Genomic DNA, 18,469 nt, shown 5'->3' on the forward strand with positions numbered 1-18,469 from the left:
CAAGCTGGCAGCAGCAAGCACCGGCGCACTCTGGGAGTTCACATGGCAAAGAGGCCTGCAGTTGGAATCGTTCTACTCTCGGCGGCATTGGCCACGGGAGCGTGCTCGGCAAGCGTCGGGACGCCGCAAGTGGACAAGTCCGAAGTCGCAAGTCAGATCTCCACTCAACTCGCGGAGAAGATCGGCGAGCCACCCGACGACGTGACGTGTCCGGAGAACCTCGACGCCGAAGTCGGCGCATCGATCACGTGCATCCTGACCGAGCAGGGCACCGAATACGACGTCACAGCTACCGTGACCAGCGTTGACGGTGAAAGTGCGAACTTCGATATCAAGGTCGCGGATGTGCCGAACAACTAACTGCTGTGCGCCTTTATTAACCGCCGGCGGTTAATAAAGGCGCACAGCAAGGCGTCAGAGCCGCTCGATAATCGTCGCGTTCGCGGTGCCGCCGCCTTCACAGATGGTCAGCAGGCCGTAACGACCGCCGGTGCGCTCGAGTTCGTTGAGCAGCGTGGCCATCAGCTTGGTACCGGTCGCGCCGAGCGGGTGGCCGAGTGCGATCGCGCCGCCGTTGACGTTGACCTTGGCCGGATCTGCGCCGATTTCCTTGATCCAGGCCAGGACGACCGGGGCAAAAGCTTCGTTGATCTCGACGAGGTCGATGTCCTCAATGCTCAGACCGGCCTTCGCGAGAGCATGCTTCGTGGCCGGGATCGGCGCACTGAGCATGAAGATCGGGTCGTCGCCGCGAGCGCTGAGATGATGAATCCGGGCGCGGGGCTTGAGGTTGTACTTTTCCACCGCTTCCGCCGACGCCAGCAGCAGCGCACTCGCGCCGTCGGAGATCTGGCTGGCCACCGCTGCGGTCATGCGACCGTCTTCGACGAGAACCTTGAGCGTCGCCATCTTTTCGAGGCTGGTCTCGCGGGGTCCTTCGTCGACGGTCGCGTCACCCATGGCGACGATCTCGTTGTCGAAACGACCCGCGGCGATTGCAGCCTTGGCGCGCTCATGGCTCTGCAGTGCCCACTTCTCGAGCTCTTCGCGGCTGATGTCCCACTTCTCGGCGATCATTTCGGCGCCCTTGAACTGCGAGACTTCCTGGTCACCGTAACGCTCGGTCCAACCGACCGAACCCGAAGTCGGCGTGTCGAATCCGTACTGCTGACCGACGATCATCGCTGCCGAGATCGGAATCTGGCTCATGTTCTGAACGCCGCCGGCAACGATCAGATCCGCGGTGCCCGACAGGATGGCCTGAGCACCGAAGTGCACTGCCTGCTGGCTCGAACCACACTGACGGTCGACCGTCACACCGGGTACGTGCTCCGGGAATCCCGCTGCGAGCCAGGACATGCGGGCGATGTTGCCGGCCTGGCCGCCGATGGCGTCGACGCAACCGAAGATCACGTCGTCGACGTCACTGGGATCGATACCGGTGCGCTCGACCAGTGCCTTGACGACGTGTGCACCGAGATCGATGGGGTGCACGCCGGACAGCGCGCCGCCCCTCTTGCCGATCGGTGTTCGAATGGCGTCGACGATGTAAACCTCGGACATAGCGTTAGCTCCTAGTTTCGTTGTGCAGCAATAGTTCTTGAAGTTGATTCAGCAATAGCGTCTGAAGTTGTTGCCGGATCGGATAGCCCGTCGAGCACGATCGCGAGATATTGAGCCGCGACGGCGTGAGCCGAGAGGGATCCACCCGGGCGGTACCAGCGAACCGCGACCCACACGGTGTCGCGCATGAAGCGGAAGACCAATTCGACGTCGATGTCGGACCGGAAGGTCCCGTCCGCGACGCCGGCTTCGAGGACGCCGACCCACAGGTCCCGGAACTCGGTGTTGCGCTCGGCCAGGTAAGCGAAGCGCTCGTTCCCGACGAGGTGCTTGACCTCGTCCTGGTAGATCGCAACAGCCGAATGTGAGGCGTCGATGGCCTCGTACGAAGTCACGACCAGAGCTTCGAGCGTCGCGCGACTGTCCAACCCCGCCGCGACGATCTCGCGGTATTTTCCGAAGAGTTCGTCGAGGAACTGGTGCAGGATCTCGTCGACCATCGACTCCTTGGAATCGAAATGGTGATACAAACTGCCGGAGAGGATCCCGGCGGCGTCGGCGATATCGCGGACCGTCGTCGCGCGCACTCCGCGATCGGCGAACAGCCCGGCCGCGATCTCGAGCAGTTCGTCGCGGCGCCCTGACTTGCCGGTTGATTCGTCGGAATTTCGAGGTGGCGTCATGTATTCAATCCTATCCAGGGCCCTCCCCTGTGCGCGGTCAGCGAGTCCAGGGACTCCTTAACCGCGCACGGGGACGCTAGGCCCTCTGCGAAGAAACGGAGACGATCTCGCCGGTCATGTAGGTGGAGTAATCGCTGGCGAGCATCGCGATGACCGTTGCGATCTCCCAGACCTCCGCGGCGCGGCCGTAGGCCTCACCGGAGGCCAACTGGTCGAGCAGTTCCTCGCTGGTGACCTTCGCCAGAAACGCATGACGCGCAATGGAGGGTGAGACCGCGTTGATCCGGACTCCGTACTCCGCTGCTTCGATGGCGCTGCACCGAGTCAGTGCCATGACGCCGGCCTTGGCTGCGGCGTAGTGCGCCTGAGAATGCTGCGCGCGCCAACCGAGAACGGACGCGTTGTTCACCAGAACACCGCCGTGCGGAACGCTCTTGAAGTACCGCAGCGCGGCGCGCGTCGAACGGAAGGTGCTGTTGAGGGTGATGTCGAGAACGCGATCCCACTGATCGTCCGTCATGTCGACGACGGGAGTCTCACCGCCCAGGCCTGCGTTGTTGACGACGATGTCGATACGCCCCAGCTTCTCGGCCGCGCCGACGAACAGCGCGTCGACCTGCTCGGTGCTGGACACGTCGCAGATGATCGACTCGACCTGCTGACCGGGGAATTCGGCCTTCAGCTTCTCCACCGTCTCCCCGAGCCGACGCTCGTGGAAGTCGGAGACGAGAACGTCGCCACCCTCGAGAAGCACCCGGCGTGCAGTTGAGAAGCCGATGCCGGTTCCGGCTGCGGCGGTGATGATCGCCTTCTTGCCCGCGAGCAGTCCGTGGCCCGGGGTTTCCTCCGGCGCAACGGAAAGCGGGGACGCGGCTTTGGTGTCAGACATTAACGAGCCTCTCGGGGAAGACCGAGCACGCGCTCGGAAATGATGTTGCGCTGAATTTCGTTGGAGCCGCCGTAAATCGTGTCGGCGCGGGTGAAGAGGAAGAGGCGCTGCCACTCGTCGAGCTCGAGATGCTCGGGATCGGTGATGTCCGAGGCATTGCCTTCGGAATCGGCCCACGGTGCAACCAACGACGACGCACCTTGCACGTCCATCGCCAGCTGTCCCAGATCACGATGCCAGTTGGCCCACAACAGTTTTGCGACGGACGCTTCTCCGCCACCGGTTCCGGCGTCGACCGCGTCGAGAGTACGCATCGCGTGGGCGCGCATCACGCGCAGTCCGACCCACGCGCGGGCGATCTTTTCGCGGATGTGCGGATCCTGGTCGCTGCCATTGGCTTTCGCCAGGTCGACGACGCCTTGGAGCTCGCGGGCAAATCCGATCTGCTGTCCGAGCGTGGACACACCGCGCTCGAAGGTGAGCAGCCCCATCGCGATCTTCCAGCCCTCGCCGGGTTCCCCGACCACGAGATCGGCGTCGGTGACGGCGTCGTCGAAGAAGACCTCGTTGAACTCCGATGTGCCGGTGAGCTGCTGAATGGGCCGAACTGTCACACCGGGCTGATCCAACGGGACCAGCAGGAAGCTCAACCCCTGGTGACGCTTGGAGCCCACCTCGGTGCGGCAGACCACGAAGCACCACTGCGCGACGTGAGCGAGTGAGGTCCACACCTTCTGACCGTTGATGATCCACTTGCCGTCTTCGAGGCGTGCGGTGGTGGAGACGTTCGCGAGGTCGGAACCGGCGCCGGGCTCGGAGTAGCCCTGCGACCACAGTTCGCTGACCGTGTTGATGCCAGGAAGGAATCGGCGCTTCTGCTCGTCGGTGCCGTACGCGATCAGCGTCGGGCCGAGCAGCTCTTCACCGATGTGGCTGACGCGAGCGGGCGCACCGGCCTTCGCGTACTCCTGATGGAAGATGACCTGCTGGGAGATGCTTGCTCCCCGCCCGCCGAACTCCTTCGGCCACCCGAGGCACGTCCACCCCGACGCTGCGAGGTGCTTGTCCCACTCGAGTCGTTGCTCGAAGAACTCGTGCTCACTGCCGGGGCCGCCCTTACCCTTGAGCTGGGCGAATTTGCCCGTCAAGTTCTCGGCCAACCACTGCGCGACCGTGGCCGCAAACTCGTCGTCCGTCATCTGCCCGTCCGGGCTCTCGCTCTGGTCCACATATGTAAGATAACCTACCAAGCACTTGCTAGGTAGCGTGTCAGGTAGGAGTCCAGTGACCGAACAACCGAGAACCATCCCATCAGCCCTCATCCGGGCCGCCGAGGAGTTCGGTGAGCGCGCGGCTATCGCCGATGGCGACACCCGACTGACCTTCGCACAGCTACATCAGCGCGTCCGCGATTTCGCCGGCGCACTGATCAACCGCGGGGTGAAGGCAGGCGACCGCGTCGTCATCTGGTCGCCCAACACGTACCACTGGGTGATCGCCCTGCTCGGCGCTCAGTACGCCGGAGCAGCCATCATCCCGATCAACACCCGATACACCGGCACGGAAGCGCTCGACATCATCGAGCGCGTCGACGCAGCTGCCCTGGTGGTCGTCGGCACGTTCCTCAAGGCCGATCGGTACCAGCAGTTGCTCGACGCCAACCCGGACCTGTCGATCCCCACCGTCATCCAGGTACCGATCGACGGGAACGACGACCGTGACGGCGTCATCGAGTTCGAGGACTTCCTCGCGCTCGCCACCGACGCCGCTCGCACCGATGCCGACGCGCGTGCTGCGAAGGTACAGCCCGACGACGTCAGCGACATTCTCTTCACCTCCGGCACCACGGGACGTAGCAAGGGTGCGATCACCGCGCATCGTCAGTCCATCGCCGTCGCGAAGTCGTGGGGTGAATGCGCCGAGGTCACCGCCGACGACAACTTCCTCATCATCAGCCCGTTCTTCCACACCTTCGGCTACAAGGCCGGAATCCTGGTCTGCCTGTTGAACGGTGCGACGATCGTGCCGGTGTCCGTCTTCAACATCGACGACACCCTCGCGCTGGTCAACAGCGAGAAGATCAGCATCCTGCCGGGCGCCCCGACGATCTACCAGACCATCCTCGATCACCCCCGCCGCAGCGAATACGACCTGTCCTCGCTCCGCATCGCGATCACGGGCGCAGCACCCGTGCCGGTTGCTCTCGTCGAGCGCATGCAGGCAGAGCTTTTCGACGCCGTCCTCACGGCATACGGTCTGACCGAAGCCGTGGTTGCGACCATGTGCCGCACCGACGACGACCCGGTCACCGTCTCCACCAGTTCCGGCCGCGCGACAGCCGATTTCGAGGTCAAGATCGGCGATCAGGGTGAGATCCTGCTTCGTGGACCGAACGTCATGCTCGGGTATCTCGACGACCCCGAATCCACCGCCAAGGCAATCGACGCCGACGGCTGGTTGCACACCGGAGACGTCGGAACCCTCGACGAGCGTGGCTATCTCGACATCACCGACCGCCTCAAGGACATGTACGTCAGCGGCGGATTCAACGTCTACCCCGCCGAGATCGAGGGCATGTTGGCTCGCCTGCCCGGCGTCCACGAGTCTGCCGCCATCGGCATCCCCGATCACCGGATGGGCGAGGTGGGCCGCGTCTACATCGCCCAACTCGACGGTGCCGGCCTCACCGAAGAGTCGGTGATCGCCTTCCTCAAGGAGAAGATCGCCGGCTTCAAGGTGCCCCGCGAAGTACGCTTCGTCGATCACCTGCCCCGTAACCCTTCGGGCAAGGTCCTCAAAACGGTTCTGCGCGAGGAACAGTCATGACCGTTCCCTTCGAAGCCGACGTCGTGACCTACGAGGTTCGTGACTCGGTCGCCGTCGTGACGTTGAATCGCCCCGACTACCGCAACGCCCAGAACTCGGTCGTGACGTATGCACTCGACGCGGCTTTCCAGCGCGCCGTCGAGGACGACGACGTGAAAGTGATCGTCCTGGCAGGCAACGGACCTCATTTCAGCGCCGGACACGATCTGGGAACTCCGGGACGCGACCATCACGTCGAGTACGAGAACAAGGCCACCATGTGGTGGGATCACGTCGACAAGCCCGGCGGTGACCAGCGTTTCGCCCGCGAGATGGAGGTCTACCTGGGCATGTGCCGCCGTTGGCGGGAGATCCCCAAGCCCACCATCGCGATGGTGCAAGGCGCCTGCATTGCCGGTGGGCTCATGCTCGCCTGGGTCTGCGACATGATCGTCGCGGCCGACGACGCCTTCTTCTCCGATCCCGTTGTCCGCATGGGCATCCCCGGCGTCGAATACTTCGCGCACCCGTGGATGGTCGGGTCACGTTTCGCGAAGGAAATGCTCTTCACCGGCGATCGCTTCACCGCGCAACGCGCCTACGAAATCGGCATGGTCAATCGCGTCGTCGCCCGCAAGGATCTCGAGAAGGAGACGTTCGAGCTCGCCGGACGTATCGCCGAGATGCCGCGCTTCGGACTGGCTTTGACCAAGAAGGCCGTCAACCAGTGCGAGGACCAGATGGGGATGCGCAACGGCATCGACTCCGTCTTCGGTCTGCATCACTTCGCTCACGCTCACAACGCCGAGGTCGGCAAAGACTCGCTTGGTGGTCTCGACGCCAAAGCCATGGCTGCCAGTGCTCGCGCACCGCAGGAAGGAACAAACTAGTGGATCTCGTATTCGACGACGCCACAACCGCATTCCGTGACGAGGTTCGCTCGTTCCTGGAAGCGAATGTGCCCGCGACTCCCCTGAAGTCGATGGATACCGCCGAAGGCTTCGAAGAGCACCGTCAGTGGGAGCACACTCTCGCCGACGCCGGCTACGCCGTCGTCTCCTGGCCCAAGGAACTCGGCGGACGCGATGCGTCCCTGCTCGAATGGGTCATCTTCGAGGAGGAGTACTACCGCTCGGGCGCGCCCGGCCGAGTAAGCCAGAACGGCATCTTCTTGTTGGCTCCCACACTGTTCGAGCATGCAAATGCCGAGCAGTTGGCTCGCATCATGCCGCGCATGGCTCGTGCCGACGACATCTGGGCCCAGGCCTGGTCCGAGCCCGAATCGGGTTCCGACCTCGCCAGCCTGCGTTCGAGTGCGAAGAAGGTCGACGGGGGCTGGCTGCTCAACGGTCAGAAGACGTGGAGCTCACGCGCAAGCTACGCGGACTGGGGCTTCGGCTTGTTCCGCTCCGATCCGGATGCGCAGCGCCACAAGGGCATCACGTATTTCATGTTCGACCTCCGATCGAAGGGCGTCACCGTTCGCCCGATCGATCAGCTCGACGGCGAGCCCGGCTTCGCCGAGATCTTCCTCGAAGACGTCTTCGTTCCGGACGACCCGGCCAACCCCGGCGAGTCGGGTGTGATCGGCAACGTCAACGAAGGTTGGCGCGTCGCGATGAGCACCGCGAGCAATGAGCGCGGCCTCTCGCTGCGCAGCCCCGGCCGTTTCCTCGCCACCGTCGACCGCCTGCTCGAGCTGTACAAGTCCAGCGGACGAACCGACGACAGCGCTCTACGTAACCAGGTTGCCGACGCCTGGATCGGTGCTCGCGCCTACCAGCTCAACACTTTCGGTACCGTCACCCGGCTCGCCGACGGTGGACAACTCGGCGCCGAGTCCTCGATCAACAAGGTCTTCTGGTCCGAGTGGGATATCGCCACCCACGAGACCGCTCTCGAACTGCAGGGCCCGGAAGCCGAGCTGGCCGACAACTGGATGGACGGATACCTGTTCTCCCTGTCCGGCCCGATCTACGCAGGCACCAACGAGATTCAGAAAAACGTCATCGCCGAGCGTCTGCTCGGCCTACCGAAGGCGGACCGATGAGATTCGCGCTCGACTCCTCCCACCAGGACTTCGCTGCAAGCATCGATGCACTGCTGACCAAGTCCGACATGCCCTCCGTCATCCGCTCGTGGAACGACGGTGACACCGAGCCGGGCAAGAAGCTCTGGCAGCGCCTTGCCGAGACCGGTGTCAACGGCCTCGTCATCTCCGAAGAACACGACGGACTCGGCGCCGACGCCGTCGACCTGGTCGTTGCTCTCGAACAGCTCGGTCGGCACGCAGTACCCGGACCGGTTGTCGAGACGATCGCCGTGGCACCGACGCTCCTGGCTTCGGTTGCACCGGAACGTCTCTCTGCTCTCGCCGAGGGTTCGCTGGCAACCGTCGCCGCTCCCCCACACACACCGTTCGCGCTCGATGCCGATGCGGTGGATCTGGTTCTGCTCGTGCAGGACGGCTCCGTATCACTCGGCGTCCCTGGCGAAGCCAAGGCATCGGTAGATCTCTCCCGCAAGCTCTACGAGGTTTCTGCCGGCGAATCGCTGGGCTCCGCCGACTTTTCGGCCGCCTTCGACATGGGCGCGCTTGCCACTGCCGCGCAGTTGCAGGGTCTCGGCCAGACACTGCTCGAGGTCACCACCGAATACGCGAAGCAGCGCAAGCAGTTCGGCAAGGTCATCGGACAGTTCCAGGCAATGAAGCACCACCTGGCCGAAGTTGCCGTCTCCCTCGAAATGGCTCGCCCCCTGCTCCACGGTGCCGCTCTGTCGGTTCGCGATCAGTCGGCCGACGCTTCCCGTGACATCTCGGCGGCCAAGGTCGCGTGCGGGGATGCTGCGTACAAGGCCGCTCGCGTCGGACTTCAGGTTCACGGCGCCATCGGCTACACGATGGAACACGATCTCTCCCTGTGGCTCACCAAGGTACGAGCACTGCTCACCGCGTGGGGCACACCGTCCGAGCACCGCGCACGCGTCGTCGAAGCTCTGGTTGCATCATGAGCATCGACACCGAAGACCAGGCAGCACTGCGCGCGTCGGTACGCGATCTCCTGAGCAAGCATTCCGACTCCGCTGCCGTCCGCGCTGCCATCACCACAGAGATCGGCTACGACGCCGCCTTGTGGAGCAAGCTGTGCGAGCAGATCGGCGTCGCCGCGCTGGCGATTCCCGAGGAGTTCGACGGCGTGGGAGCAGGTTTGGGTGAGGTACACGTGGTCCAGGAGGAACTGGGCCGCACGCTGACCCCGTCACCGATGCTGGGTTCGGCGATTCTTGCCGCACAGGCACTGCTGCTTTCCGGTGACAACGACGCATGCTCGCGACTGTTGCCCGGTGTCGCATCCGGCGAGAGCACGCTGGCCCTGTGCTGGGCAGGTGCCACAGGTTGGAGCACCTTCGGCGTCGAGGCAACCGAGGATGCGTTGACCGGCACGGCGTCGTACGTCCTCGACGGCCACGTCGCAGACACCCTGCTCGTTCTGACAGCCGACGGGTTCTACGAAGTGGATCCCGCGGCCGAGGGCGTCTCCCGCCGACGCGTCCCCACCATGGATCCCACGCGAACGCTGGCAGAGGTCACGTTCTCCGGTGTTCGCGGTCGTCCACTGCAGTGGTCCGAAGATCTGGTCGATCGCATCCGAACCGTCGTTCTGATCGCGTTGTCCGCGGAACAGGTCGGAGCGGCCGCGGCGATCGTCGAACAGACCGTCGAATACACGAAGTCGCGCAAGCAGTTCGGCCGCGCGATCGGTTCCTTCCAGGCCCTCAAGCACCGGATGGCCGACATGTACACGTTGGTCGAGACGGCGCGGTCGATGACGTACGCCGCCGTGGCGACGCAGTCGGCGGACGACGCGGCGGTAGCGAAGGTGTACTGCTCGGAAGCGTTGCAGCAGATCACCTCCGAAGCGGTTCAGTTGCACGGCGGAATCGCGATCACCTGGGAGCACGACGCTCAGCTGTACTTCAAGCGTGCACACGGCAGCGCTCAGCTCTTCGGTCAGCCGAGCACCTACCTGCCGAGCCTCGCGCAGGCAGCGGGTCTGTAGGACGCCTCGGTGCTTGTTCGCTCGGGATTTCGAGTGAACAAGCACCGATGCCGCCCAGTCAGTGGAATGCTCCGCAGATTTATGCGGCTCGATCACGCAGAATCGGTCACCAGACAGCTGTCCATCTCACAGACCGGAGTTTTCTCGTGAATCGATTCGACGACAAGCGCGTCCTCATCAGCGGCGCAGGATCCGGAATCGGCCAGGCCACCGTTGCCCGCATCCTGGCAGAAGGTGGCACCGTCGTCGCCGCCGACATTTCCGAGACCGGCCTCGAACAGACATTGAACGCTGCGAAGGACGCAGGCCATGCCGATCGCCTGACCACGGTGAAGGTCGACATCTCCAGCGAAGAGTCTGTTCGCGAACAGGTCGGCGCTGCGATCAAGGCTCTGGGCGGTCTCGACGTGCTGGTCAACGCGGCGGGCATTCTGCGCTCCGCGCACACCCACGAGATGACGCTCGATTTCTGGAACACCGTCATCGGGGTCAACCTCACCGGAACATTCCTCATGACGAAGGAGTCCCTGCCGGCACTGCTCGAAAGCGGAGCAGGCGTCGTGGTCAATTTCAGTTCCACGTCGGCGACGTTCGCCCACCCCTACATGACGGCGTACGCAGCGTCGAAGGGTGGAATCCAATCCTTCACGCACGCACTCGCTCTCGAGTACAGCAAGCAGGGCCTCCGCGCCGTGGCCGTCGCACCCGGCAGCATCGCTTCGGGCATGACGTCCGATCCCGGCTTCCCGGCCGACATCGACTTCACGCTGCTCGGCAAGTTGGCGCCGGCAATCGGCGAGGGTTTCGCTCCCCCGTCCGCGGTCGCCGGCGTGATCGCGATGCTCGCCTCCGAAGACGGCTCGTTTGTCACCGGAACGGAAATCCGCATCGACGGCGGCACGCATATGTGACCACTTGCTGTGCGCCTTTATTAACCCCCGGCGGTTAATAAAGGCGCACAGCAGTGAGGCGGCATACTTATCTGGTCGCGCGGAACCGGTCCGGCGGTACGGAGTGCGGTGGGGAGCCAGCGGTGAGCGAATCAACAGGCAGTACGAACCTCGAGCCTGTGCTGATCAGTCCTGTTGTCGGCGGAATGATTCGCACGTGGTCCGAGGACGAGACCCGCTTGTGGAGCGTCGAGGATCCCGCCGCGCTCGGCGCACTGCTCGGACAGGGCCTCGTAGCTCGCACCGCCTTGCCGGACAACAAGTTCCGAGAAGTTGCGTTTCTGAATCCCCAGACCCAGGCCCTCACCGTGCAGCCGCGCTTCGCCTCACAGGACAGCACTGCCCTCGCCGCACCGTTCAAGCTCACCGCCGCGACTGCCCCGACCGGCGGCGCCTGGGAAGATCTCGAGGCGGTACTCGCCTCCATCGCGATCTCCGCTGCCGGTCGCGGCGAATTCTGGCTCGCGGAACTCGGCGGGTGGGATTCTCCCCACGAACCGAACTGCCTCTTCACGACCGTCGACGAATCGGGACTGGCCAACGCAGTCATGGAAGCAAACCCCGCACCCGTGGGCACAGGCGTCTGGCCGGAGGTTCCACACGGACAAGCCGGTGTTTCGGTTTCGGCACCAGCTTCACAGGACACCATCGAGGCTGCCGGAATCTTCGCGGTATCAGCCATCGAGACGTGGGGCGTCACTCCGTGGGACATCAACCTCACCTTCGGCAAACTGGTTGATTTCGCCTGATCAACGGCACCGACACGCGGCGGTGAGTTGTACGTCTCCCCTCAGCCGACGGCTCACGGTTCGTCACAACACGCCCGATGGCCACGACATCGGCCCCCTCGATGGGCATACTGAGGGAACTGGGGTTACTCCCGGTCACAAATACCCGTGGATCCGCGTCGGGGCGGGGGCGGTCCGACAACACGCGAGCAGCCACAGACACTGGCCGCTCCGAAAGGTTCAATCATGGCAACCGACCAATTACAGACGGTTGTATTGCACGGCGACCAGCTCAAATACGTCGACCAAGGCAGTGGCCCCGTTGTGGTGCTCATTCACGGCCTACTGGGCGCGCACTCCAACTGGGAGCCGCAGATCGAGACGCTCTCGCGCCACTACCGCGTCATCGCTCCTGATCTCTTCGGACACGGCGCGTCGGACAAGCCTGCCGGCGACTACTCACTCAGTGCTCACGCCGCCACCGTTCGTGACCTCCTCGAAGCCCTCGATATTCCGTCGGCCACCCTCGTCGGTCACTCCCTCGGTGGTGGGATCGCGATGCAGACGCTGTACCTGTTCCCCGACCGGGTGGAGCGGCTGTGCCTGGTGGCCAGCGGCGGACTCGGCCCCGAGGTGAGCCCACTCCTGCGCGCGGCGACTCTGCCCGGCAGCGAACTGGTACTTCCCGTTCTCGCGTCCAGGACGTTGACCGACGTGACGGACAAAGCGCTCGGACTTTTCAACAAGATCGGCCTGTTCAAGCTCGGTGCCAGCGCGAGTGAGGCCCGTAAGAGCTTTGCTTCGGTATCGGACGCGTCGACACGTCAGGCATTTCTGGCGACCGCGCGATCGGTCATCAACTACAACGGCCAAACCGTCAATGCCACTCCGCATTTCGCGAACTTCAAGAACCTGCAGGCACTACTGGTGTGGGGCGAGGAAGACACCATCATCCCCAACGCCCACACCGAGAACGCTCGCGCCGAACTACCGCTGGGGCGGGTGGAGATCTTCAAGCGCGCCGGGCATTTCCCGCACCTTGACTATCCGGATCGCTTCGACCGCGTCTTCTCCGAATTCATGACGGACTGCGGAGTCGGTATCGGCACCGGACCCAAGGCCGTCAGCAGCTGAACTAGCTCCCCGCAACCAGCTCTTCGAGGTAGCTCGCCACCCCGTCCTCGTCGTTCGTGGGCAAAATTCGGTCGGCGAGCTCGATGACCTCGGCTCTGGCGTTGGCGGGCGCCAGAGCCGTTCCGGCCCAGGTCAGCATCGCAACGTCGTTGAAGGCGTCACCGGCCGCGGCCACTTCCGACGCGTCGATGCCGTCGATCGCGCACAACTGCGCGAGAGCGCTGGCCTTCGAGACGCCCGCCGCTGCCATTTCCATGTACGGGGCCCCGGAGTGGGTCAACTCCACACCCTCGATACCCGCAGCGACCGCAGTTCGGTACAAGTCGGCGCTGGGAACCTCGGCATGCCGGGCCACGATCTTGACCATCGGCTCCACGTCCAGCGGCAGCGTATCGGCGAGCACCATCTCGTGCAGGTGCCGGTGATGGTCCGCGAACTCGCACAGAGCGGCATACTCCGGCTCGGCAAAGAACTGCGTGGGTCCGACGTTCGCGAACACGACGCCCGGAATCAGAGCGCGAACCTGCTCCATAGCCGTTGCAGCCAAAGATGTTTCGATCGAAATGGTGTCGACGATCTCCGGAGTCCCGTCCGCCAGGTCGAGAATGACAGCTCCGTTGGCACACACAGCTTTACCGCGAAATCCGCACGAGCTCGCCAACGTGTGTACCGAATGCCTGGCCCGGGCCGTCGCCCACACAACTTCGATCCCCGCGAGCCGCGCGTTCTCCATGGCCTGCGCGGTGCGCGCCGAAATCGTTCGGTCGGAGCGCAGCAGGGTGCCGTCGAGGTCGGTTGCGAACATACGAATACGGGTCACCAGACAATGATGGCAGTCCGTTCGCAGCCCTCACCAACTACGTGGCATGGGCCATTGCTCTGTCAATTACTTGCTTGGGCCTCGAGAAGGTGCCGACGCATTTCACCGAAGACCGCACCCAGCCGCTCGACATCTCGCGGGCTCAGCAGGTCGAACATGCTCTCCCGTACAGCGGCCACGTGGGCCGGGCTTGCCGACGCCAGTTTCTCGGCACCCAAGTCGGTCAGCTCCGCATTAGCGCCCCTCTTGTCGTCGACACACTCGACCCGGCGCACCCACCCGGCACCGACCAGGCGATTGACGGCCCTGGTCACACCACTTCGCGTAGCCATAACAGCGTCGGCGAGCTCACTCATGCGCAGTTGTCGCCCGGGCGCTTCGGCGAGAGCGACCAGCAGTTCGAAATCGGTGAAGGAAATGTCGGAGTCTCGCACCAACTGCTGATCGAGAACACGCTGGAGCAGTCGGGTCGAGTCCAGGTAAGCCCGCCAGGCCGTTTGCTCCGAGTCGCTCAACCACCGCGTCGATTCCATGACGCCAGCATAGCTGAAGTAGTTGACAACGAAATCAAATGATCTATTCTCAATGTAGTTGATCAGTCAACTACCTGTTCGAAGAGAAGGTTCAATCGGGAGGCGGGCGCCATGAGCGACAACAACGCAGTGCAGTTCGACAAAGCAGTGCAGTTCGACAAAGCAGTGCAGTTCGACAAAGCAGCGCAGTTCGAGGAACGCCGTGCCGAGATCAGAGATCGACATCTGATCCCCGCTGACAAACGACCATCATCGATGGCACGCGGGCTGCACCATACTGCCCTGGTCAGCAGTGACGTCGAGCGAACCGTGAAGTTCTATCAAGATCTCCTCGGCTTCCCGCTCACCGAATTGATCGAGAACCGTGACTACCCCGGGTCGTCGCACTTCTTCTTCGACATCGGTAACGGCAACCTCCTGGCCTTCTTCGACTTCCCGGGTCTCGACGTGGGCCCGTACCAAGAAGTACTCGGCGGCCTCCACCACATCGCGATCAGCGTCGAACCTGCCAAGTGGGCAAAGCTGCGCACCCAACTGACCGAGGCCGGCGTCGAACTGATCGAGCACAGCGAGGTTTCGTTGTACTTCCGCGATCCCGACGGCGCTCGACTCGAGCTGATCGCCGACCCGCTCGGCGAGATGTACGGCAATCACGTCCTCTGAAAACTTGCTCCCCCCACACCATTCGGAAGGCACACCATGACCTCCACTCTGTCGCAGCCGAACCTCGATATCCGTCGATCGGGCGACCGCTTCAAGTCCAATGCCGGCTGGCTGGACTCGAAGCACTCCTTCTCGTTCAGCAATCACTACGACCCGAAGAACACTCACCACGGCCTTCTCCTGGTCAACAACGACGACATCGTCACGCCGGGAATGGGATTCGACACCCACCCGCACCAGGACATGGAGATCGTCACCTGGGTCCTGAGAGGTTCTCTCGTGCATCAGGATTCGATGGGTCATTCGGGTGTCATCTACCCCGGTCTCGCCCAACGGATGAGCGCCGGGACTGGCATCCTGCATTCCGAGAAGAACGACTCGTGGCGACTCGGTGACGTGGCCGGCACGCATTCCGACAAGCACAGCGACCCGGTTCATTTCATCCAGATGTGGGTTATCCCCGATGAAGCCGGAATCACCCCCGGCTACGAACAGTTGGAGATCGACGCCGAATTGCTCGCCGGTGGACTGGTTCCCGTCGCGTCCGGCATGGACGCGTACGCCGATCACTCGGCAATCCGGATCAAGAACAAGTACGCCGCTATGCACGTCGCCCGTCTGCAACCCGGACAACCTGTGACCCTGCCGGATGCACCGTTCCTGCATGTTTTTGTCGCCGACGGTCAGGCCGCCATGGAAGGCGTCGGCGTGCTCGAAGAAGGTGACGCGGTACGCGTATCCGGCGGCGGAGGTCAGCAGGTCAGCTCCGATACCGGGGCTGAGGTTATCGTCTGGGAAATGCACGCCACCGTTTCGCAAGGATGACATGAAGTCCTTCTCGTACGACGCTTCACCGGCTCGAATTGTCTTCGGTCAAGGGACGATCGACACGATCGCCGAAGAAGTGCGGCGGCTCGGCGGTAGTCGAGTGATGGTGCTGGCAAGTCGTCGACTGAACGCGGTTGCCGCCGCGGTCACCGCATCCCTCGGCGACATGGTGGTGGCCCGCTTCGACGGCGCTGTGATGCATACTCCGATCGAAGTCACGACAGCCGCGCTGAAACTTGCCGAGAGCCATCACGTCGACGTCGTCGTCGCGATCGGCGGCGGGTCGGCAACCGGGTTGTCCAAGGCACTCGCACTACGAGCGGGGTTCGATCAGATCATCGTTCCGACGACGTATGCGGGGTCAGAAGCCACTCCGGTGTTGGGTGAAACGGAGAACGGACGCAAGACAACTCGCTCGTCGCCCCACATCAGACCGGAAACCGTCATCTACGACGTCGACCTCACCCTCGATCTGCCGCTTGGCACCACCGTCACCAGCGCCGTCAACGCGATGGCGCACGCGGTTGAAGCGTTGTATTCAGCCGAGTCCAATCCGATCACCGACTCGATGGCGATCGAAGTGATCTCCGGGATCGCCCGTGCGCTGCCGAGCATTGTCGATGATCCGAAAAATCTGGAAGAGAGGGCCGAACTCCTGCAGTCGGCCTGGTTGGCCGGAACCTGCTTGGGCACAGTCGGTATGGGGATTCATCACAAGGTGTGCCACACCCTTGGCGGCAGCTTCGGTTTGCCGCACGCCCCTACCCACACCGTTGTCCTCCCCCACGCAATGGCGTTCAACGCGTCTGCCGTCCCGGAAGTGATGTCGCGAATAGCGACTGCCCTGGGTGTATCCGATGCCGCTACCGGCGTTTTCGACCTCGTCACCGCGTGCGGCGGACCGACGTCTCTGCGAGAACTGGGAATGCGTCACGATCAAATCGAAAAGGCAGTCGAACTCGCCACCTCCGCCGCCTATCCGAACCCGCGTGAGATCACCGCGGCAGGCCTGAACGAACTCCTCGATAACGCCTGGTCCGGGCGTCGACCCGCCATCGGGTGAGAACAAATCAGGCAGTACCGCCACGAGGCCTGACATGTTCGAAGATCAGAATCGTCTCGGTCGCAGCAACCGCCGGGTGTGCCGAGAGATTGTTGACGACGAAGTCACGCAACTGCGCCGAATCCGTCGTCGCGACGTGCAGCATGTAGTCGTCGACACCGGCAACGAAGTACACGTTGAGGACGGAGTCCAGCTTGGCGAAGTCGTCACCGAGCCGGTTGAGGTGCGACCGTGCGTTGGCCTGCAATCGAACAGCGATCATCGCCTGCAGATCCATTCCGAGAGCGGCGGGGTCGATGTCCGCGTGAAATCCCCTGATCACACCGTTGTCCACCAAGGCGCGCACACGGCCGAGGCATGTCGACGGTGCGATTCCCGCGATCGCGGCCAGCGCATTGTTCGGAATCCTCGCGTCTTTCGCCAGCTCTTCGAGCAGAACCCGGTCGACCTCGTCCAACTTCACGGCAGCCCGAACATGCTTCGGCGAGGCGGCCGTCTGAATACCGATTTTTGAACTTTCGCGCACCATGGATACAGCCTAGAGAATTATCTTCACTTCTCTTCACTATCTGGCGACGAAACTTCATGCTTGGCACCTGCCATTCGAAGAAACAACAGACTCAGTTCGGAGCCGTGTCATGAAGGTCGGAATCACCCGCGAGATCAAAAACCACGAGTACCGCGTGGCCATCAGCCCAGCAGGCGTCCACGAACTGGTCGGCCGAGGGCACGAGGTCGTCATCGAAACGGGCGCAGGCGTCGGCTCCTCGTTCAGTGACGAGGATTTCAAGGCCGCGGGCGCACAGATCCTCGGATCTGCCGATCAGGTCTGGACGGACGCAGATCTACTCCTGAAGGTCAAAGAACCTATTGCAGAAGAGTATTCGCGGCTCCGCAAGGATCAGGTGCTCTTCACCTACCTTCACCTGGCGGCGTCGAAGGAATGCACCGACGCACTTCTGGCGTCGAAAACCACCTCCATCGCCTACGAAACCGTTGTCGGTTCCGACGGTTCACTGCCCCTCCTCGCCCCGATGAGCGAAGTAGCCGGACGCCTGGCACCGCAGGCCGGCGCCTACCACTTGATGCGTCACGGCGGCGGACGCGGAGTTCTGATGGGCGGCGTTCCCGGAGTGCGCCCCGCCAAGGTCGTGGTGATCGGTGCGGGAGTCTCCGGTAAGAACGCCATCGCCGTGGCCTACGGCATGCAGGCCGACGTCACCGTTCTCGATCTGTCGATCGCGCGACTGCGGGAAATCGACGAGCTGTACCACGGCCAGGTCAAGACCATCACCTCCAACAGCCTCGAACTGGAACAGGCAGTACTCGACGCGGACCTTGTCATCGGCGCCGTGCTGGTCCCCGGGGCGAAGGCTCCCACTCTCGTGTCCAACAGCCTGGTGGCGCGCATGAAGCCGGGCTCTGTCCTGGTCGACATCGCCATCGATCAGGGCGGCTGCTTCGAGGATTCGCACGCGACCACGCACGCCGATCCGACGTACCAGGTACACGGTTCGGTCTTCTACTGCGTTGCCAACATGCCCGGAGCCGTACCCCGTACGTCCACCTACGCACTCACCAACGCGACACTTCCCTACGTCGTCGCATTGGCCGACAAGGGGTGGAAGGACGCGGTCGCGACAGTGCCCGGCCTGGGGTCAGGACTGAGCACACACGACGGTCTACTCCTGTCCGACAGTGTTGCAGCGGCGCACGGGTACTCGGCTACGACTCTATGACCCTGGCGAC

20 protein-coding genes are annotated in these 18,469 nt (G+C 63.3%); 13 read left to right on the forward strand and 7 right to left on the reverse strand.

Annotation, left to right across the window (positions count from 1 at the left end):
* The first annotated feature begins 42 nt into the window (after positions 1-42).
* Positions 43-360 (forward strand): DUF4333 domain-containing protein, encoded by a 318-nt coding sequence (locus DBV08_RS22180; protein WP_124568850.1) that lies wholly within the window; start codon positions 43-45, stop codon positions 358-360.
* A gap of 54 nt (positions 361-414) precedes the next feature.
* Here the strand turns inward: DBV08_RS22180 and DBV08_RS22185 are convergent, their stop codons facing one another.
* The 4 genes from DBV08_RS22185 to DBV08_RS22200 form a co-directional block, all read right to left on the reverse strand.
* The gene (locus DBV08_RS22185) at positions 415-1,563 is read right to left on the reverse strand and encodes an acetyl-CoA C-acetyltransferase (RefSeq protein WP_124568851.1); all 1,149 of its coding nucleotides are present in this window, start codon (positions 1,561-1,563) and stop codon (positions 415-417) included.
* Between the two features lie 11 nt (positions 1,564-1,574).
* Positions 1,575-2,246 carry a TetR/AcrR family transcriptional regulator gene (locus DBV08_RS22190; RefSeq protein ID WP_095970970.1) on the reverse strand — a complete coding sequence of 224 codons (672 nt, stop codon included), beginning with the start codon at positions 2,244-2,246 and terminating at the stop codon, positions 1,575-1,577.
* A gap of 76 nt (positions 2,247-2,322) precedes the next feature.
* Positions 2,323-3,135, reverse strand: a complete 813-nt coding sequence (locus DBV08_RS22195; RefSeq protein ID WP_003945582.1) for an SDR family oxidoreductase — start codon at positions 3,133-3,135, stop codon at positions 2,323-2,325.
* Positions 3,135-4,364 carry an acyl-CoA dehydrogenase family protein gene (locus DBV08_RS22200; RefSeq protein ID WP_007734188.1) on the reverse strand — a complete coding sequence of 410 codons (1,230 nt, stop codon included), beginning with the start codon at positions 4,362-4,364 and terminating at the stop codon, positions 3,135-3,137. Before DBV08_RS22200 ends, DBV08_RS22195 begins: the two co-directional genes overlap by 1 nt.
* Positions 4,365-4,419: 55 nt before the next feature.
* On the opposite strand from DBV08_RS22200, the gene DBV08_RS22205 reads away from it, so the two are divergent.
* The 8 genes from DBV08_RS22205 to DBV08_RS22240 all read left to right on the forward strand — a co-directional run bounded on the left by DBV08_RS22205 (position 4,420) and on the right by DBV08_RS22240 (position 12,813).
* Positions 4,420-5,961, forward strand: coding sequence for a FadD3 family acyl-CoA ligase (locus DBV08_RS22205; RefSeq protein WP_124568852.1), 1,542 nt, complete (start codon positions 4,420-4,422; stop codon positions 5,959-5,961).
* Entirely contained in the window at positions 5,958-6,830 is an 873-nt protein-coding gene (locus DBV08_RS22210) for an enoyl-CoA hydratase (protein WP_019746945.1), read from the forward strand. Before DBV08_RS22205 ends, DBV08_RS22210 begins: the two co-directional genes overlap by 4 nt.
* Positions 6,830-7,990 (forward strand): acyl-CoA dehydrogenase family protein, encoded by a 1,161-nt coding sequence (locus DBV08_RS22215; RefSeq protein ID WP_007734181.1) that lies wholly within the window; start codon positions 6,830-6,832, stop codon positions 7,988-7,990. Before DBV08_RS22210 ends, DBV08_RS22215 begins: the two co-directional genes overlap by 1 nt.
* Positions 7,987-8,952 carry an acyl-CoA dehydrogenase family protein gene (locus DBV08_RS22220; protein WP_124568853.1) on the forward strand — a complete coding sequence of 322 codons (966 nt, stop codon included), beginning with the start codon at positions 7,987-7,989 and terminating at the stop codon, positions 8,950-8,952. Before DBV08_RS22215 ends, DBV08_RS22220 begins: the two co-directional genes overlap by 4 nt.
* Positions 8,949-10,001, forward strand: a complete 1,053-nt coding sequence (locus DBV08_RS22225; protein WP_095970967.1) for an acyl-CoA dehydrogenase family protein — start codon at positions 8,949-8,951, stop codon at positions 9,999-10,001. Before DBV08_RS22220 ends, DBV08_RS22225 begins: the two co-directional genes overlap by 4 nt.
* Before the next feature lie 146 nt (positions 10,002-10,147).
* Complete coding sequence (locus DBV08_RS22230; RefSeq protein ID WP_124568854.1) at positions 10,148-10,912, forward strand: SDR family NAD(P)-dependent oxidoreductase; 765 nt, start codon at positions 10,148-10,150, stop codon at positions 10,910-10,912.
* A 122-nt stretch (positions 10,913-11,034) separates the two neighbouring features.
* Positions 11,035-11,700: a hypothetical protein gene (locus tag DBV08_RS22235; RefSeq protein WP_124568855.1), complete on the forward strand. Its 666-nt coding sequence runs from the start codon at positions 11,035-11,037 to the stop codon at positions 11,698-11,700.
* A 225-nt stretch (positions 11,701-11,925) separates the two neighbouring features.
* Positions 11,926-12,813 carry an alpha/beta fold hydrolase gene (locus DBV08_RS22240; protein WP_003945464.1) on the forward strand — a complete coding sequence of 296 codons (888 nt, stop codon included), beginning with the start codon at positions 11,926-11,928 and terminating at the stop codon, positions 12,811-12,813.
* 1 nt (position 12,814) lies between these two features.
* Here DBV08_RS22240 and DBV08_RS22245 read toward each other — a convergent pair whose 3' ends face one another.
* Together DBV08_RS22245 and DBV08_RS22250 are read right to left on the reverse strand one after the other, a co-directional pair.
* On the reverse strand, positions 12,815-13,633 hold the full coding sequence (locus DBV08_RS22245; RefSeq protein WP_124568856.1) for an HAD family hydrolase: 819 nt from the start codon (positions 13,631-13,633) through the stop codon (positions 12,815-12,817).
* A 62-nt stretch (positions 13,634-13,695) separates the two neighbouring features.
* A complete protein-coding gene (locus tag DBV08_RS22250; RefSeq protein ID WP_124568857.1) occupies positions 13,696-14,166 on the reverse strand; it encodes a MarR family winged helix-turn-helix transcriptional regulator in 471 nt (156 codons plus the stop codon).
* A 147-nt stretch (positions 14,167-14,313) separates the two neighbouring features.
* On the opposite strand from DBV08_RS22250, the gene DBV08_RS22255 reads away from it, so the two are divergent.
* The 3 genes from DBV08_RS22255 to DBV08_RS22265 are packed head-to-tail and all read left to right on the forward strand — an operon-like array spanning position 14,314 to position 16,720.
* The gene (locus tag DBV08_RS22255; protein ID WP_397487882.1) at positions 14,314-14,829 is read left to right on the forward strand and encodes a VOC family protein; all 516 of its coding nucleotides are present in this window, start codon (positions 14,314-14,316) and stop codon (positions 14,827-14,829) included.
* A gap of 36 nt (positions 14,830-14,865) precedes the next feature.
* Complete coding sequence (locus DBV08_RS22260) at positions 14,866-15,654, forward strand: pirin-like bicupin family protein (protein ID WP_124568859.1); 789 nt, start codon at positions 14,866-14,868, stop codon at positions 15,652-15,654.
* Position 15,655: 1 nt separating this feature from the next.
* The gene (locus tag DBV08_RS22265) at positions 15,656-16,720 is read left to right on the forward strand and encodes a maleylacetate reductase (RefSeq protein WP_124568860.1); all 1,065 of its coding nucleotides are present in this window, start codon (positions 15,656-15,658) and stop codon (positions 16,718-16,720) included.
* A 7-nt stretch (positions 16,721-16,727) separates the two neighbouring features.
* On the opposite strand, the gene DBV08_RS22270 is transcribed toward DBV08_RS22265, so the two are convergent.
* Positions 16,728-17,249 (reverse strand): Lrp/AsnC family transcriptional regulator, encoded by a 522-nt coding sequence (locus DBV08_RS22270; protein WP_019746936.1) that lies wholly within the window; start codon positions 17,247-17,249, stop codon positions 16,728-16,730.
* Positions 17,250-17,358: 109 nt separating this feature from the next.
* Here DBV08_RS22270 and ald point away from each other — a divergent pair, with 109 nt between their 5' ends.
* Complete coding sequence (gene ald / locus DBV08_RS22275) at positions 17,359-18,459, forward strand: alanine dehydrogenase (protein ID WP_124568861.1); 1,101 nt, start codon at positions 17,359-17,361, stop codon at positions 18,457-18,459.
* Positions 18,460-18,469: the final 10 nt, after the last annotated feature.

The organism is Rhodococcus sp. KBW08 (assembly GCF_003852455.1).
Taxonomy (GTDB): Bacteria; Actinomycetota; Actinomycetes; order Mycobacteriales; family Mycobacteriaceae; genus Rhodococcus_F; species Rhodococcus_F baikonurensis.

Coding starts and splice junctions, on each gene's coding strand:
- DBV08_RS22180 (WP_124568850.1), top strand. CDS start 43: ATGGCAAAGAGGCCTGCAGTTGGAATCGTTCTACTCTCGGCGGCATTG.
- DBV08_RS22185 (WP_124568851.1), bottom strand. CDS start 1,563: ATGTCCGAGGTTTACATCGTCGACGCCATTCGAACACCGATCGGCAAG.
- DBV08_RS22190 (WP_095970970.1), bottom strand. CDS start 2,246: ATGACGCCACCTCGAAATTCCGACGAATCAACCGGCAAGTCAGGGCGC.
- DBV08_RS22195 (WP_003945582.1), bottom strand. CDS start 3,135: ATGTCTGACACCAAAGCCGCGTCCCCGCTTTCCGTTGCGCCGGAGGAA.
- DBV08_RS22210 (WP_019746945.1), top strand. CDS start 5,958: ATGACCGTTCCCTTCGAAGCCGACGTCGTGACCTACGAGGTTCGTGAC.
- DBV08_RS22220 (WP_124568853.1), top strand. CDS start 7,987: ATGAGATTCGCGCTCGACTCCTCCCACCAGGACTTCGCTGCAAGCATC.
- DBV08_RS22225 (WP_095970967.1), top strand. CDS start 8,949: ATGAGCATCGACACCGAAGACCAGGCAGCACTGCGCGCGTCGGTACGC.
- DBV08_RS22240 (WP_003945464.1), top strand. CDS start 11,926: ATGGCAACCGACCAATTACAGACGGTTGTATTGCACGGCGACCAGCTC.
- DBV08_RS22250 (WP_124568857.1), bottom strand. CDS start 14,166: ATGGAATCGACGCGGTGGTTGAGCGACTCGGAGCAAACGGCCTGGCGG.
- DBV08_RS22260 (WP_124568859.1), top strand. CDS start 14,866: ATGACCTCCACTCTGTCGCAGCCGAACCTCGATATCCGTCGATCGGGC.
- DBV08_RS22265 (WP_124568860.1), top strand. CDS start 15,656: ATGAAGTCCTTCTCGTACGACGCTTCACCGGCTCGAATTGTCTTCGGT.
- DBV08_RS22270 (WP_019746936.1), bottom strand. CDS start 17,249: ATGGTGCGCGAAAGTTCAAAAATCGGTATTCAGACGGCCGCCTCGCCG.
- ald (WP_124568861.1), top strand. CDS start 17,359: ATGAAGGTCGGAATCACCCGCGAGATCAAAAACCACGAGTACCGCGTG.